Genomic DNA, 17,882 nt, shown 5'->3' on the forward strand with positions numbered 1-17,882 from the left:
CAGCTGATGCCATCGCAGGCAAGCCAGCTCCCACATTTGACCGAGGTCGACAGCCAGAAACCGGTCGGCTCTAAGGCCGCCGCGCTTTTGCTTTTGATCTTAGGCGCCCCGTCAAACACGCTGGCCGAACGCAGGCTTGAATCCGTGGGCAACCCGGCAGGACGCCGGGTTAGCCGTCCTGGGCCAAGGATGGCCCATGACGGCGGCCCACGGATTCAAGCCGGAGTGAGGGCACACCGAGCCTAGGCGAAGTGCCGAGTGTTGGGGCAAGAGCCCTTTGGTTACTTTGGGGCTTTTCCAAAGTGACCCGCTGTAAGAGCGGAACCAATAGCGGCCGTTACCCAAATAACGGATATGTACTCAACCCAAAGCCCCCAAAAAAAACGGGGCAATCACTGATCGCCCCAAACGGTACATCGAGAGGTCCTTCCAAAACCCTTACAAATTGATCTGTCGCCGCTCTTCATCCGTCAACCGCGCCTGCGCCTGTTCACTCAACGGCCCCGCGCCCAGCACCTGCACCGGGCTGTTCGGGTTGTATGCGGATGTCTTCTGCTGAGGCTCCGGTTCACGCGGCACTGGCTCAGTGCCAAACCCCAGCACCTCCACCGTCACGATTGACGCCCTGCCCTGCTTCGCCGCCGCCTGCTGGCTGCGCGCCGCATCCTCCGCGGCCTGGGATGCCGCCGCTCCCGCCGCACTGGCCGAAGTCATCGCGCCAGTGTTCACCGCCGCTGTCACCGGCACCCCGGACGATTTGCCTTGGGTCTGGATGTTCGCCGCATTGACCACACGCAAGGCGGCGATGTTGACGTTGCCCGACACCCGAATGCCCGCTTCGCCCGCATCGATGGTGCCCGCTGGAGCCAACAGGTCGATGTCACCGGCCGGCACTTCGGCAATCGGCGCCAGGGTGGCAATACCCGCACCGGAGCTCGGCACGCTGGGCGACAAGGTCACATTGCCCCAGGTGTCATACACCCGCTTGGGCGGGGTGTAGAGCACGGTGGTTTTCGAGCCGCGCCCGGCGTTGATATCGCCTAAGTCGGACCAGGCTAGAATCGACCCGCCAAAGGTGGTCATGATGCGGCTCTGACCCAGCAGGATGCTGCCCTGGGCATACAGCTGAATATCCCCGGCACCTTGAGTGATCACCCCGGCACTGGCCGGCGGCGCAGCCCCTTCGATGCCGAACACCTGCTGCCCACCCGGCGTGAGCATCTGGATATTGCCACCAAACTGGGTATGCACCCCGGCACCGCCGTAGAGGGTGATGTCGCCGTCATACACGATCGGGTTGCCCGCCACGTCCTTGCTCGGCAACAACCGGTCGATGGCGGCGCGGCTGCGCACAAAACTACCGGAACGCGGGCCGGCGGCCAGGTTGAATTCACGACCGCCCTCGCGCACTTCGGCGAAGTACACCGAACGGGCAAAGATGCGTTGCTGCTCAGGACCCAGGCCGGCGAAGTACGCCCGTGCCTGGTCGGCGTCGCCGCTGAAGGCATAGCGTTCCTTGAGCCATTGCAGCAGTTCGGCCTCGTAGGTTTTCGCCACTTTGCCCGCCTGCCCGGCCAGGGGCACGCCTTCGACCGCCTGATTGGCACGGTCCAGGTAAGGGGTGACGAACTTCAAGTAATCCAGGCCATTGGGGCCTACACCGGCTTCCAGCACGATAGATGCACCCGGACGCGAGTCCCCCACCGCCACGGGGCCCTGGCTGGTGATCGAGGCTTTGTCTTCCATCAGCAAGTTGCGCCCGGCGCTGACTTCCAAGGTGCCAGGGCCGGCAACGGTGAAGTTGCTGTATACGATGTCACGCCCGGCCGAGACCACTGACACATCCTCAGGGCGGTTGTGAACGAACACGTTGCCGCTGCTTGCCCCGCTGTAATTGCCGTTATTGCCCCGCAGCGCTGGGAACACCGTCGGCTGGCCCAGATACGTGCCGGAACTGACGATGTCACGCCCTGCCCGCATCCATACCGGGCCTGCGGACTCATAACGGACTTGCCCTTGCCGATCGCTGTTGAACGTGATGATTTCACCGCTGCGCAAGCCTACGATATCGCCTTGCCTGGCATAAAACCTGGCCGGTTCTGACTGGGCCGCCGTGCGCGCAAGGTCGGTCAGGCTGCGCAAGGCAAACAACGACAGGTCATCTTGCATGGCATTACTGCCCAGGTTGTCGACAATCTGCTGGTTGAGCCCGTTCCTGCCGATAAACGCTGGCGCGAAAGGCGTCGGTATCGAACCCAGGCTGTCGCCTGACTGGTTGACCGCGTAGCCGCTGGCGTAGATCGAATCTCCGGCCAGCATGGCCAGCCGCCCGTTGCTCGACGGTGCCAGCAACAGCGAATACGCTGGGTTGTTAGGCTGCGGGCCGGCGCCCAAGGCAGACGCGCCGAGATAGATACTGCCGTTGGCGGCCACCACGCCTAGTTTCGAAGGGAAAATGAAGCGTCCGTCGGTGCTGGAGTAATTCTGCCCGTTCAGAGGTTCAGCATTGCCACCTGGGCGAAGCGATACGCTCTGCACGCTAGGCGTCAAGCTGCCACCTGCGGAGAATAAGTCGATAGCCGTGCGCTCGGTCCATAACGAGAACCAAGTGGTCCCATTGCCATAGTTTTGACCGTTGTAATTGAACGCCTGGTTATTTTCAGTAGAGACACGGCCAGGGTCGCCGGCCCCCGCCAACACCAAATCACCCCGGGTCGACAGGCTCGCCGTAGCATCACCGAGCATCAGCGTGATCCCGCCGGTGGCTGTACCCAGGCTCGCGGTGTACGGCGAGTAGGCCCGTGTGTCCTTGACATCCTGATCGCCACTCATTCCGCCATAGTTCAAGGCAATCCCCCCCAGGCTGCCTGCCTGCAGGTTCAAGGCACCCCGCAGGTTGGTGAAGACACCATTGAGGCTGAGGGTTTCTGCTTTAACGTCGCCTGACAATAAACTGTCAGCATTAGGTCGCGTTGCACGAGCCTCCAGCCCCGGGTTCAAATCCCCGCCCATACGCACATCCAGGTCACCACCACCGGTCAGCAGCAATTGGCCGTTCACCACCCGCCCGGTGCTACCGACCGCCAACACCAACCCTTCACTACGTGGTGCTGTCCTCCCACCCAGTGCGCCGCGTCGAGTCTGCATGCCGCCATCGCTGCCCAGGTCCAGGGTCAGGTTGCCGCCACCCAGGGTACCGACACCGGTGAATCCCACCAAACGTGGCAGCTGGTTTATCTGCGCAGCGTCTTCGAAATACATGTTGGAGCCGGTTTCGCTCTTTACGTAAGTGCCAAAGTTGACCCACCAACTGCTGGGTATGGGGGACACACCCGCAGTGTTGCCCGTGCCTTGGCGCCACAACCAGCTACCCAGGTTCGCACTGTTGAGTTGAGTGCGACCGTCGTTGGGGGCTGCCACATCCGTGTTCGGCGTCCAGACATCGCCCGTCAGGCTACCGCCCGTGCGCAGCAATACATTGCCGCCTCCGTCGGGATACCAAGCGGCATAAGGGCTGGCGCTGCTCTCGTTGACCAAGGCTTCATACGCCTTGGCCGCACTGCCCAGTACCGTTCCATCCGCCGAGATCGCACGAGCCCGGTCAAAGTCCGCAGCGGCACTGCCTGCGCGAGAAGCGCTGGAGGCCCCTGCGGTGTAGATGCCATAAGGCGATTTCATCGCCACATTGCCTGAGGCGATCAGGTCCAGGTCCCCGGTGCCAGTGCGCAATACGCTGAAGTGCTGACTCACTGGCGAAACCAGTTTCACGTCCCCGATGGTCACCTGCTCGGGTTTTGCCGGAATCGGCTCGCCCAAGGAAACGCACATATCCGGGTCGCAGAAGCTCTCGTCCGCCGATGATACCGGCTTGCCGGGAACAAAGCCGAAGAGCTCTGCAAGATCACTCCACACGTAATTGACGCGGACACACATTTGCGCTTCATCACAAAAGCCCCAATCAGCCTCCTGCACCGGCGTTCCTGCCTCGAAGCCAAACAACTCGGCGGCAAAGTCAGTCCAGTACCAGGCCCCGCCTGGCCGCGCCGGCTGGGCCGGGACGATGATCTTGTCGTGAGTTTCGTAGATGCCGTAGTGCGTGTCGGCCAGCGTCAGGTCACCGGCAAAGGCCGGCCGGATCGAGCGTGTGTCGGCAGCCTGGGTATCGGCGCCGGAAACAAGGCGCAACGACCACGACTGCGAGCCCTCGGCCAACATCGGTGCTACAGCCCAGTTCTGCCGCGCAGTGGCGCCGGTCACGGTACGCAACGGCACCGACATCGTGCCAGTGGGCAACTTGACGTCTGTGCCGTAAGGAATCAGCGCCCCCACCTTGAGTACCAGGTCACCGGCCAGCAACACACCATCGACCGCACCGCCCGACACGGCCCCACGGCTAGGCAATGGCACGCCTGCGGGCCAGGTCATGGCACGCAGGGAAGCGGCGCCAGTCAACACCGTGCCTGCCTCCAGTTGCGTACCGGCGGCCAGCACCACAGGTTGTTGCAGCAAAGTACCAGCGGCATACAGCAGGTTGCCGGCGCCGTCGCGTACCGCCGCACTCAACACGGTGTTGGCCGGCAGGGTCAGTGGCGCATCGAGAGTACCCAAGGTCGGCAGCACAGTGCCTTGGGCCAGGAGTGTGGCCTGGATCGGCAACGGGTAGTTGAGGGTCTTGCCGGTGGGGAACGCACTGCCATTCGCCAGGACCACACCAGGACCGGGCACGATCACATCGGAACCAAACCCTTGCAGACCTGGGGTCAATACCCAGCCATTGTCGTCCGGCGTTACCGGCGGCGGCGCAAAACCGTCGTTGATGCTGCCGTAGACGTTGATGTTGCCACCGGCCCGTACCACCAGGCTGCCCACTTCACCCGAACCGTATACCGAGGTCTTCGGTGTATTGGGGTTGACGCTGGCGTAACGGTAACCGGAAAGGTCGAGGTCGCCACTGACCACCAGGTCGCCCTGGGTGACGATTTCAACACCTGGACGCAGATGGAAGGCATCGGTATAGCGGCTGTTGTTCAAGCCCGCGAGCTTGCCCTGCATCAACCCGGTGTTGTTCAAGGCATTGTTGATAAAGGCTTGCGCAAGGTCATGCTTTTGCTTCAGGTAATTCTGGTCGATCACCTGATACGGCCGGCCACTGGCCGAAGGCACAGTGCCAATCGGCGCATCGGTATAACGAGCCACTGCGTTGACCGCGATGGAGCGGGCGCCCTGAACGTTGATCCGCCCACTCGCATCAATGGCCACGTCATTGGCATTGAGCCGTGGCGCATTCAGCTCCAGGGTGCCTCGGGCCACACCGTCGTATTGCCCACGGCCACTGCCCGGGACCGCTGCCGTGCCGTGGCGCAGGTCAATACGTACGCCATCGGCCAAGGTCAACTGGCCGTCGCCGCTGTTGAGTTCCACCACTGCCCGGTTCGGTGCATCGATAATCTTGCCGTAGCTGTCGACCCGCAACGCCGTGCCGTGAGCATCCAGTACCGCACTGCCGGCAAGGGTCAGGCCCTGCTTGCCGGCCAGGCGAATACTGCCGACCCGCTCCCCACTGGCGTCGATGGTGCCCACCACCGTCAGGCTGCCGTTATCCACCGAGACGTTGACTTGGTTGGCTTTGAGTTCATCGCCAATCACCAGGTTGCCTTGCTTGAGCTGGAAACTGCGCGAGCCAAACACCTGGCCCTGATTCAAGCGCTGGTTCAGGGCGGCGAAGTCACCCATCTGCTGCGCTCGGATGTCCACACCCCCCGCCTTGTACGGCACCAGAGTGCCACCGGCATCGTAATAGCCACTGCTGCCGGCGCGAATCTGCCCTTGCAGGTCAACCTGACCCGCGCCATCGTCCACCGCCACCGCCTTGAGCAAACCACCCTGGTTGAACTGCGCGGACATATCGATCAGCGAGCCTGCCGCCTGGAGAATATTGCCGTGACGGCTTTCCAGGCTGACATCACCGCCCCAGCTGTATTGGCTCACATCGTTGATCTGTACTTTGCGGCCACTGAGGTCCAGACGCGAAGCCGCGCCCAGGGTCAGTGCTTCATCGGCGCTGAGGGTCAGCTTGCCGCTGGGCAGCACCACCGACGTATCGAGGGCCAGGCTGCGACCGGACAGCAGCAACTCAGCGCCCAGGGCGTCGATGGCCGCGGCATCCACAGGCGCCACGCCGCTGGCCGGAGCCACCACGGTCACTGCACCACCGGCGGTGATGCGGTTGACCGAGCCGGCTTCGCCGGTCAGTAAAGGCGCGGTGATGGTCAGGTTGCCGCCGCTGTAGGTAAAACCTTTGCCGGCCTCATAGGCACCCTGGGACTGATGCACCGTCAGGCTGCCTTTGTGGTTGGCGGTGATGCGTTCACTGGCGTTGAGATTGACGTTGGCAAAGCCCAAGGTCATCCGGCCATTGTTGGCCAGGCTGTCGGGTTGGGCATTGCGGCCATAACCGAACTCAATGCGCCGCGCCTGCAACTCCAGGGTGCCGCTGCCGGTGCCCGCGCCATTGTTGATCACAGCCGGCGGAGCGCTGGTGTCGCCGCCCCACACCAAGGTACCGGTCTGGATCAGCGCCACGTCACCCGCGTTGCCATACCCATAGATCGCCGGGGTCGTCAGCAACAGCTCATCAAGCAGCGATTTACCCGAGCTGTCGAGGGTACTGAGGGTTGTGTTGCCATAGAAATTCAACGATTGTCCGGCCGTCAGCGCCAGACTTTGCAGGGCCGGCGCGCCATGAGTGATGTCACCCCGCAGCAGGCGATCCAGCACCTGCTGGTTGAGGGTCAAGCCCGACGGCAGCACGCCACGCGCAGCCGCTTCGGCCAGCGCCTCGGCACTGCCGACGTTGATCCCGCCCACCGCCAGTGCCAGATGGCGGGTGCCGTAGCGCACGCTGTCGCCCAAGGCAAACCGGTTAGTGGTGGCAAAAGCAATCGAGCCCTCGGAATACAACGACGTTTCACCGCCGCAGGCCCCTGGATTGCATTGGCCAATGAGAATGCTGCCCGGCCCTAGGCCATTGGCGCCACTGGTCGGTGCCAGCATCTGCAAACGCCCATTGGAGACGGCCAAGACGCTGCGGTTGCCGGGACGGTAGATAAAGCCGTCATCCGAATCATAGGCAGCCTTGCCACGACCGAGGGTGTTGATCGAGGCGCCTTGCTCAATCTCAATGGCCCCTGCGGTACTTCCCGACATCAGGAACACTTCCGGCGCCGCCAGTGTGGCGCCCTGACGTACAACAACCGAAGTCGCCGTGGTCCCTGCGTCAAACCCAACGAAGTTGCCGCCCTGGCCATACACCACCGTCGTTTCGCCGCCCACCACCAGGCGGGCCGCGCCCAGGGCATTCAAATCGCTGGCGCGCACTGACACCATCGACGGAGCGGTACTGGCCTGGGCGGTATCAGCAACCACCTCGATAGTATTGCCGCCACTCACCACCGCAACCGTGGCCCCAAACCCGCCTTCGGCGGGTTTGAATCGACCCTCACCGTCAAAACTGAACCCCAAGCCTTTCTGACCAGGGGCCAATTGCAACTTCAAGGTCTTGGCATCGGCCTCGAGCGCGCCCCGTGGCACACCCAGACGTGTCGCATCAGCGCGAACGAAATCGGCATAGGAGGTTTCGTTGTATTGCGAATACCGGCGCAATACCGCCGCCGGGGTGACGATCACCTGGCTCGATAAACTGTCACGAATGCCGGTTCCGGCAATCGACAGGAAACCTTCGGTTGACCAGGAACCATTATTCATGACCGAGGCGCTGCGCATCGAGCCGCTGGCGAACGGCGCCGCCAAGCCGTTGATCTCGACCCGAAACGCGCCCGGCAACAAGGCGTAAGTGGACGGCAGCAAGGTGTAGGTGCCCGCTGGAAGGCCTGGCACCCCTGCCCCGATATTGATTTGTTGACCTGCCAGTGGCTGGGTTGCCCCCGCCTCGCCACCGCTGGGCGCTACGCCAGGCTGGGCACCAGGAACAATGGCATAGACCGGGTTGGTGGCAAGGCCCGGCAAGCTAAAGCGCCCGTCCGCGCCCATCTGTACCAAGGGGTTGTAGCGCGCATCGGTGGAGCCTCCACGCCCGGAAACAAACGCCGCGCCGAGCAGTTCGCCGCCACCGCTGAGGTCCAGCACCGCGTCCTGCTGCACATTCAGCGAACGTCCCGCCAATTGCACGCCCACCACCAGGTTGCCCGTTTTACGAGTGCCGCCAACGCCCAACAGTTCCACCTGCTTGCCGTTGTACTGCCAGGTCACGCCGTCGACTGTCCCGCCGTAAGGCAACACTAGGCCTGCGGCGCTGACAGAGGTCAGACTGCCCGGCAGCAGGTTGATCACTTTGGTCGAACGAACGATGCCACTACTCTCACCCAACGTCAGTACGCCCATGGGAGCCCGCAACACACCACCTTGATCGATATTCGAAGCACTCAATAGCAAGCTGCCGAACACCGAATAAGGCTGCGCCGGGGCCGAATGGCCGACCTTGCCAATGCGCAGGGTGCGTGTCGGGTCAAAGTCGCTGTTGGACCCGGTGTTACCGGCCGTTACTTCGGCAACAGCCCCGGTGGCCGGGTAAATCTGTGCGGCCGTAAGATTCAGGTCGGCCTGGGTGGTCAAGGTGGTTTTGATCTTGGACGACGTAGTGCCCGCCAAAAAACGCATATCGCCCTGGCTGACCAGATCGGCCTGATCGAACGCCCGCCGATCAATCCCATCGGCCAGCACTATTGAGCGTTCGGCATGGGCGCCGAAGTTAACCCCGTCACGCACATCCAACACGTTTGCAGCTTCAACCCTCAAGCGGCCCGCTGGGCCCTGAGTGGAAACGCCACCCTGGACCGTCGGGCGAACAACGTTCTCAGCCATATCATTGTTGTTGCCAACTCCCGCCAGGCGTACATAGGGCGCCGCCAATAACACGCTGGCTTGCCGAGCCGCTCCATCCGTCAAGGCCATGGCCCCGGAGTACAAGCTCACACTCTGCCCCAGACGCAGGGATACATCACCCTCGAAGCTGACCAGGCCATTACTCAACAGCGACAGGTTATCGAAGCCGCCAGCGTTAACCTGGCCAACCGTCAGCCGGCCATGACCGTAAGTCAGGTTGCCAGCGACTGATTCGGGCGTGCTGCCGCCCGGCAACGACGTGTCTGCATCGGCTGCGCTGACGATCAACTCACGGGCTTGCCGCACGCGAGCATTGGCCCATTGACTATAGAGCGGAGCCTCCAGGGCCACATTCAGGCTGCCGCCTGCCGCCCCCGCACCACCGCTGTTGGCCACGAGTGCGCCGTCCAGATACACCCCGTTGTTGGATGCCAGCGAGATACTGCCACCACGGCTGGCGACCATCCCTGAGCCGGCACCGGTCAGATTCAGCAGCGCCTGGGTTCCCGAGGCGTCAAGGCGTGCGCCTTCACGCACCACCACGAACAAGTTGGCCGCTGTGGCGATCCCGGTGGCCGGGTCGATGACTCCGCCAATGACAATATTGCCGCCCTGCCCCACCACGCCATAGCGCCGGCCCAGGCTGTCGACGGCGCTGACCGCCCGTGCGGCCACATCCAGCACCGCGTGCTCGCCAATCCAGATCGAACGGCCATGGCCCTGGTTTTCAACGACGCTCACCACGCTGGGTAGCACACTGACACTGCTCAGGGTGATGTTCCCGCCCCAGGCATTTAGCGTGCCGTCCACCGTCAACTGGCCAATACTGCGTACGCCGATGGACTGGCCTGGGTCGACGTTGATCACCGCACTCTGACCGATGCGCGCCTGCACCATCGCCATCTGCGCGGCGGTAGACAGCGCGGTGCCGGCCTGCAAGTTCAGGCTCGCGCCTTTGCGGGCGGTCAACTGGCCCTTGGTGGGGTTTTCCCGGTATTGCGGGGGGGTCCAGACTTCCAGTGCGGTGCGCGGGTCCGCGCCGCTCGTCACGTTTTGCGCGGCGTCATTGAGGCGGTACACCGGCGCGGTCACGTTGATCTGCGTCCCGTCGGCAACCAGTAAACCTTCATTGCCGGTGATGTCATAGGCGCCAAAGCCCTTGTTGAAGAACCCACTGCCAAGCTGCAACGTACCGGCCTGGGGCGCGACGGCCTGATCACTGATCAACACCTTGCCCGCCTGTACATTCAGGCGCCCGCCGCCATTGACGCCGTACCCGCGCAGCTCACCGTTGAGGGTCAGGTTGCCGCGGCTGTCGGCGCTGTTGGCGTTGGCTGCGAGCGTCAGGTCACCGCCCTTGCCGCCGATCAGTTGGTTGCGGGCATCCAGGGCCGCGCCGGAAGACACATCCACTCGGCTGCCCGCCGCCAGGGTCACATCACCACTGCTGCGCAAGGCCACGCTGCCGCCGTTGAGGTAAGGCAAACGGCTGCTGTCGCTTGCGTTCAACAGCTGGTTGCTCCACAAGCCGCTGGTGTCCAGGGTGACGCCCTTGTTCACGGTCAAGCTGCCACGCCCGCCAAGGGTGACGTCGACCTTACCGGTCGGTGTGATCTGCGCCTGCACGTTACCCAATTGCAGGCTGCCGGAATGCGCGGTCAGGTTGGCGTTCACTTCGACCTTGGGCCCGAACAGGGTGATGTCACCGGCCGGTGCCACCTCCAACGCGCCATTGACCAGAATCGAGCCGGTGCTGGCGATATTGATCGCCCCCAGTTTTGCCGCGTTCAACGCATCATTGTCCAGATACAGCGTGGACGCCCGTTCGGTCGGCAGCACGCTGTTCAAGTCCAACCCGGCCGCGATGGCGGCCACACGCGGGCCCAGTACGACGTTTTTCACCGTGTTGGCATCTGCGCCCAGGGCGTACTGCAACTGCGCACTGTCCTTGACGTAATACGGCACATAGCTGCCGACCATCAGCGCGGCACCACGGGCCACGGCTTTTTGCGACTGCAGGTAACCGTCCAAGCCCTTTTGCGCAGCCTGGGTCTGGCGATCGCCCTGGTAAGTGTCGCCAACAATCTGCCCCTCCAACACCGCGCCGGCGGTGCTGACGACCAGGCGCCCGGCATCGCGGCCCACGGTGTAGCCGGCCTCGATGCGCTCACGAGGTGCGATCAACGGGTTGTAGTAATAGTCAGTCACTCCCCAGCGCTGGCTGTGGTCTTCGTACCCCTTGTAGATCCCGCTATAGAGCAGATCCCCAGGTGCAGTGGACAGTTCATACAGGCGCCCGTCCGGGCCTTTGAGCCAGGTCTGTTTGATCTTGCCCGCCTGCACATCGAGGGTGCCGCCCGACAGGTTGATCTGCGAGCCGTTCTGGGTGACCACGTCCTTGCCGCTGAAAGTTACCGTGCCGCCCTGGGCCATCCACTCGCCAATGCCATGGTTACGGGTGCCCAGATAGCCGCCCACCTCCAGCAAGCCGCCGGCGGTGTACCAACGGTCAGTGGCATAGCCGTTGGTGCCGGCCGGGACGAAAATCAGGTCGCGAACATCCACCCACACATCGTTGTTATTGAGGGCCTTGCCATCACGGTTGACCGCTGCATCGCGCTGCTCGTTGCCCTGGATGTTGACCTTGACGCTGTTGGATTCCATCGCCAACTTGACCCCGATGGCGCCGGAGACATCAATCACCGCCCCCTCGCGCACCAGGGTCCGCTGCGTAGCCTTGACGCCGACCTGCCCGCCGGTGGCCAGGGTCAGGGAACCGTTGCGAAAATCCACGGTGCCGTCGCTGGTGATCTCCACCAGCGATTGGTCGCGGCGGAAAACATCAGCGGGCACTACGTTGCCGGCCTGGTCAACCGACGGCGTGAGCAACCCGGCGCGCTGGCTGTCGAGGGCATTGCTGGTGTCGAGCACAATGGCGCTGAGGCTGCCCTCGCCCAAGGTCACACTGGCGTTGTTGCCTGTGCCCTTCAAGTGCAAGGTGCCCCGGGCGTCCACCGAGGAGCTGGAGAGCAACACCCCGTTTTGCAGCACCTGCTGGGCGGTCAGGGTGATGTCGCCGGTGGAAGCCTGGATCAACCCGCTGTTAGTGGCCTTGCCACTGCCGGTGACGCTGACTTCATTGCCACGTGTAGTGGACGTGACATTGCCATCGGTGCTGTAACCCTTCCTGATCACAAAACTGTCGCCCGCCGCCAGGGTGGTCTGGCCACGTGCAGTGGAAATGCTCCCGGCGTTCTCCACCTCTTTGCCGAGCAGCAGCACATAACCACCACCGGCGGTCGACGTGGCCGGCACCTGGGTCTGGATCTGCGCGCCGCGCTCGACCGTCACGTTGCCGGCAGCTTGAGTGAAACTCGGCGCGCTATTGCCGGAGCTGTACAAGCCCCTGGCGGTAAATTGCTCATCCGTGAACCCAGTGGCCGCAGCCACCAGGTTGCGCACGTTGACCTGGCTTGTGCCGCTGAACACCACGCCGTTACCGTTGACGATCATCACCGTACCGTCGGCCTTGATCGCCCCCTGGATCTGGCTCGGCGCGGTGCTGTTATTGATCTTGTTGAGCACGGCCCAATCGCTGTTCTGCTGGAACTGCACGGTGGTGTCGCGGCCGACGTTGAAGGTTTGCCAGTTGAGGATCGCCTTGTCGGCTGTCTGCTTGATCGACACCAGGGTCTTGCCGTTGGCATCGGTCTGCACTGGGCCTTCGGCGTTGACGAACAGCGGCTTGCCGTCCGCGCCGATCACCACGTTCAAGCCATTGCCGCCCAGGCCGTTATGGATGGTCTGCGGCCCGGCACTGGCGTTGCCCCTGGCGGCAGCCTGCGCGGCTTGTTGGGCGGCAATCGCGGCAACGCTGGTGTTGAGATTCGCCAACGAACGCTGCAACTGTTCGTTGCCGCGCTGTTGCTGGGACAACGGCGGCGGCGTTCCCGGTGCCACCACCCCCGGACGTACGCTGCCGGCTGCCTGTGCCGCGCCCTTGGCGGCAAACCAACCCGAACTGAACGCCTGAGGTTGCGCCGCATGGGCTCCACCGGCAAACACCATCAGCGCGATGACCTGGGCCAAGGGCTTGAGGAGCAACACTTGGCCTGCGGTAGCAGGCGCCTTGGCGGCACGGGTAGCAGTCGGCTTCAGTCGGGAACGCATCACTTACAGGTCCTTTTGACGGGGCAGGCGAACGACGGGCGCGCAAACGCTGCGCGGCCACGAGTTGTGGTTATTGCTTAAGGCGGTTGCCGAGGGGCGCGACCGAACTGTTGTCACACAATGTTCATGCGTTGCGGTTCAACTGGTTCGTTGGAAGGGAAAACGACAAAACCGGCAATGACACGAGGTCATTGCCGGTTGTGGGGCTAACCCTGTCGGGACGGGGTTTTACAGCGGACGACCGATACCGTTGCAGGTGTTGGTGTCACCCAAGCGCAAGGAGCTGGTGGTGGCGTAGAAGTTGTCGTAGACAGCTTTCTGCCAGGTAGTGGACAGCGGGATGAAGGAGTGGTTGCTGATGGCAGTGTTGTTCAGGCCGGTGTAGTGACGGCTCAGGAACACACGGATACGCGCGGTATCAGTGGTGTCTTTGTAGCACTGGCTGAACACCAGGTTGGTGTAGCCCACGATTGGGTAGCCCACGGATGGGTTGGCAAACGTAGGAACCCACTTCAACGGATCCTTGGCGTCATTGCTGCCAAGCGCCGGTGGAGTCACAGTATCGAGGCTGGCTTGAACGTTGACTTCAGTCGGCAGGTAGCCGTTCACCGAAGCCACCTTGGCGGCGTCGTTGAACTGAGCGTAGTCAGGGCTGACGTAACCGATGGCACCGTTGTTGCCGGTGATTGCAGAAGCAACACCACCGCTGCCGGTGACCGCGATGTAGCTTGAGCCGGCCGGGGCGTTGGTGACTGGGTCAAAGCCGACGGCGGTCACGAAGCTGTTGCTCACAGTCGGTACCGAAGCAGGTTTCACCGCCTTGAGGTGGTTGGTGAAGATCTCGGTGGTGCCGCTGGTTTCCTGGCGATAAACCACTTTGATTTGCAGGTCTGGACCGGCAGCCCCGTTGAATTGCACCTGGTTCCAGTTGGTGATTTTGCCGGCGAAGATATCAGCCAGCTGAGCGCTGGTGAGTTTCAGCGAGGTTTGACCGTCGATGCGATAAGGCACAGTCACCGAAGTGGCTTCAGCCGGGACTTGAATCAGCGGGCCGTAGGCAGTGCGACCGTTAACGGCGTCGGCATTGTAGGCAGCCAGTTCCGCAGCACTGACGACCGAGTCGCTGCCTGCATAGTCAATGGTGGTGCCAGCAGCCAGTTTCAGCTTGGTCGAATCGTTACCGAAGAACGCCTTCTTGCCGTCGCCGCTGCCTACGCCGATGTAGGGGCTGAAGCCTGGAACAGTGGCAGACAGAATGCCAGTAGCCGTGGTGGATGTAGCAGTGCTGCCGTAGAGTTTTTCCGGCAGAGTGGCACCGCCGCCGACCACGGCAGCCATGGATTGGGCCGAAGCCAATGCTGCAACCACCAAAGAGGCCGCGATCATAGTGCGCTTAAACATGAAGAATCTCCTTTCGTCGTGTTCGTACGTTTTGGGGTAGATGGCTCTTGCATGACGCCATGGCTTCGATCCCAAGCCGGGTACCGGGGGTGGCGAGGGCTGAGGCCATGGGTAGGAAATTTCGCAGCATCCGATGACAGCAAAAGGAAAAAACCTCGGGAGGAAGCGCTTGATTTTGCAAAAGATTCTCGGGTGTTTCGGTCATGTTTTTGAGCGGTTTGGGCGTAGGTGACAGCGGGGTTTCAGTGCGTTTTTTCTGGACGCGGCGTGGGCTGTGTCGAAAGGCTTCGGATATGACGGAATGAGGAACCCGAGGTTGGGGGGCAGCCGTCGGGAATTCATAAGATGCTGTCCAATAAACACCATCTCAAATGTGGGAGCTGGCTTGCCTGCGATGATGGGGTGTCAGACAGCCCCTTTGCCACTGACCCACTGCCATCGCGGGCAGGCCCGCTCCCACATTTTTGATTTGTGTTTCTTCAGTGGTTAGGTCACCAGTTGGTTGATCTCAATGATCGGCAACAACACCGCCATCACAATTACCAGCACCACCGCGCCCATCACCACGATCATCAGTGGCTCCAGCAATGCCGTCATGCCCATGGCGCGGCGTTCGATATCCCGGGACAGGGTCTGCGCCGCACGCTCGAGCATCGGCGGCAGCGAGCCGGTTTTTTCGCCACTGGCGATCAGGTGGATCAGCACCGGTGGGAAGACTTTTTCCAGCGCCAGCGCCGGCGCCAGGTTCACGCCTTCGCGCACCTTCGCGGTGGCTTCGTTGACACACTGGCTCAGGCGATCATTCGACAAGGTCTGGCGCGCCGCCTCAAGGGCTCGCAGCAACGGCACACCGGCTCCCCCGAGGATCGCCAGGGTCGAGGCGAACCGCGCGGTGTTCAGGCCCAGCACGAAGCGCCCGATCAGCGGCAGGCGCAGCACCCGGCTGTGCCAGCTCAGCCGCGCCACAGGGTTGCGCAGGTACAGGCGCCACCCCCAGAAACCGCCGACGATCCCGGCAAAACACAACCAGCCCCAGGCGCGGATAAAGTCGCTGGCATTGAGCATCGCCAGGGTCAACCCGGGCAGGTCCTGGCGCGCCTGAGAAAACGCACTGACCACCTGGGGCACCACGTAGCTCAACAGGAAAATCACGATGCCGATGGACACCAAGCCGACCACGCCCGGGTAGATAAACGCGGTCATGATCTTGCCCCGCAGGTTGTTGCGTTCCTCGATGTAGTCGGCCAAGCGCTCCATCACCTGGGCCAGGTCACCGGACTCCTCCCCCGCCGCGATCAACGCGCGGTAGATCGACGGAAAATCCCGAGGCCGCGACGCCAGGGCATCGGCCAGGCGCATACCGCCGCGCACATCGGCGCGCACTGCGGCCAGGGTCTGGGCGATATGTTTTTTCTCGGCCTGCTCCACCGTTGCGCTCAACGCCGCCTCCAACGGCAGGCTGGCGCCCAGCAGGCTGGCCAATTGACGCGTGGCCCAGGCCAGGTCGTTATCCGATAGTTTGGCGCTGAACAGGCTGCTGCTTGCCGCCGTTTGCTGATTGCCTTCGATCTGCACCAGCAACGCGGTCAAGCCTCGCCCCCGCAAAGTGGCAAACGCAGCGCTTTGGCTATCGGCCTCCACATGCCCGGCTTCGACCTTGCCGCTGGCATCGGCGGCTTCATAGCGATAGCGATTCATCAGGCGTCCCGTGTCACACGCAGGATTTCTTCGGGCGCGGTGGCACCGCTGCGCACCCAACGCTCACCGTCTTCACGCATGCTGAACATCCCGGCGCGGCGGGCGGCCAGACGCAAATCCTGCTCGCCGGCGCCCTGGTGGATCAGGCTGCGTACGTCGTCATCGACGCAAAACAATTCATGGATACCGGTACGCCCGCTGTAGCCGATCTGATTGCATTGCGCACACCCCACCGGGCGCCAGGTGCCAGGCGCGGCCGGATCTTCCTGCTTGCAATGGGGGCACAGGCGACGCACCAGGCGTTGCGCCAACACACCCAGTAAGGAAGATGCCAACAGGAACGGTTCCACGCCCATGTCGATCAAGCGGTTGACCGCCGACACCGCATCGTTGGTGTGCAAGGTGGCGAGTACCAAGTGGCCGGTGAGCGAGGCTTGCACGGCGATTTGCGCGGTCTCCAGGTCACGGATTTCACCAATCATGATGATGTCCGGGTCTTGGCGCAGAATCGCACGCAAGGCCAGGCCGAAAGTCATGTCGATCTTGGCATTGACCTGGATCTGGCTGATGCCCGGCAAGTCGTATTCCACCGGATCTTCCACGGTGAGGATATTGCTGGTACTCGCGTCCAGCCGCGCCAGCGCGGCGTAGAGGCTGGTGGTCTTGCCACTGCCAGTGGGCCCGGTGACCAGTACGATGCCGTGGGGCTGGCGGATCAACGTGTCGAGGCGCGCCAGCAACTGCGGCTCCATGCCCAGGGTTTCCAGTTGCAAACGCCCGGCCTGCTTGTCGAGCAGGCGCATCACCACCCGCTCGCCATGCCCGGTGGGCACCGTCGACACGCGAATATCGATCGGGCGCCCGGCCACACGCAAGGCGATGCGGCCATCCTGGGGCAAGCGTTTTTCGGCGATATCCAACTGGGCCATGATCTTGATCCGCGACACCAGCGCGCCATGCAGCGCCTTGCGCGGCGACACCACGTCGCGCAGGGTGCCGTCGACGCGGTAGCGCACCACGGAATGGGTTTCGTAGGGCTCGATATGGATATCACTGGCTTCGTCCCGGGCAGCCTGGGTGAGCAAGGCGTTGATCATGCGGATCACCGGCGCGCCGTCCTGGGTGTCGAGCAGGTCGGTGATCTCGGGCATGTCTTGCATCAGGCGGTCCAGGTCCACCTCGTTTTCAGCGGCACCAACCACGGCGGCGGCGCTGCCGGTGTCGGCGTAGGCGCTGGTGAGCAGGCCGTCGAGTTCGTCGTCGCGGACCTGTTCGAGATGGGCTTGGCCGAATTGGCGGTGGACTTCGCTGATGGACCAGCCGGGGGTTGAGGGGCAGACGGTCAGGAGCATGCCTTGCTCGCTGGGGCGCAGGAGGATGCGTTGGGATTTGGCCCAGGCGTAAGGGAGTAGGCTCATGGTTTGGGCCTTTTTTTACGGGGTACATATCCGTTTTTTTGGTGAAGGCTGATATCGGTTCCGCTCTTACAGCGGCTCACTTTTGAAAAGCGCAAAAGTAAGCAAAACGCTCTTGCCCCAACACTCGGCACCTCGCTCACGCTCGGTGTGCCCGTAAACCGACAGGGATTTGGGGGGCGCTCAAGATCAAAATCAAAAGCAAGGCCGAGGCGGCCTGACAGCCGACCTGATTTCTCAAACCGGATGGGGTCGACATGTGGGAGGGGGCTTGCTCCCGATGGCATAGGGTCAGTC

At 62.7% G+C, this 17,882-nt stretch carries 4 protein-coding genes; all 4 read right to left on the reverse strand.

Features of this window, described 5'->3' with window-relative positions; all coding sequences use genetic code 11:
* Positions 1-438: 438 nt before the first annotated feature.
* Positions 439-13,071: a filamentous haemagglutinin family protein gene (locus ACRESD_RS16895; RefSeq protein ID WP_431751966.1), complete on the reverse strand. Its 12,633-nt coding sequence runs from the start codon at positions 13,069-13,071 to the stop codon at positions 439-441.
* Positions 13,072-13,299: 228 nt separating this feature from the next.
* Positions 13,300-14,472: a substrate-binding domain-containing protein gene (locus ACRESD_RS16900; protein ID WP_431751967.1), complete on the reverse strand. Its 1,173-nt coding sequence runs from the start codon at positions 14,470-14,472 to the stop codon at positions 13,300-13,302.
* Between the two features lie 486 nt (positions 14,473-14,958).
* Entirely contained in the window at positions 14,959-16,170 is a 1,212-nt protein-coding gene (gene gspF / locus ACRESD_RS16905) for a type II secretion system inner membrane protein GspF (protein WP_431751968.1), read from the reverse strand.
* Positions 16,170-17,588 (reverse strand): type II secretion system ATPase GspE, encoded by a 1,419-nt coding sequence (gspE, locus tag ACRESD_RS16910; RefSeq protein ID WP_431751969.1) that lies wholly within the window; start codon positions 17,586-17,588, stop codon positions 16,170-16,172. Before gspE ends, gspF begins: the two co-directional genes overlap by 1 nt.
* Positions 17,589-17,882: the final 294 nt, after the last annotated feature.

Source organism: Pseudomonas sp. (assembly GCF_050739995.1).
In the GTDB taxonomy this organism is placed as follows: Bacteria; Pseudomonadota; Gammaproteobacteria; order Pseudomonadales; family Pseudomonadaceae; genus Aquipseudomonas.

What these genes read in the sequence shown, in the direction of transcription:
- gspE (WP_431751969.1), bottom strand. Translation starts at nt 17,588, where the DNA reads ATGAGCCTACTCCCTTACGCCTGGGCCAAATCCCAACGCATCCTCCTG.
- gspF (WP_431751968.1), bottom strand. Translation starts at nt 16,170, where the DNA reads ATGAATCGCTATCGCTATGAAGCCGCCGATGCCAGCGGCAAGGTCGAA.
- ACRESD_RS16895 (WP_431751966.1), bottom strand. Translation starts at nt 13,071, where the DNA reads ATGCGTTCCCGACTGAAGCCGACTGCTACCCGTGCCGCCAAGGCGCCT.
- ACRESD_RS16900 (WP_431751967.1), bottom strand. Translation starts at nt 14,472, where the DNA reads ATGTTTAAGCGCACTATGATCGCGGCCTCTTTGGTGGTTGCAGCATTG.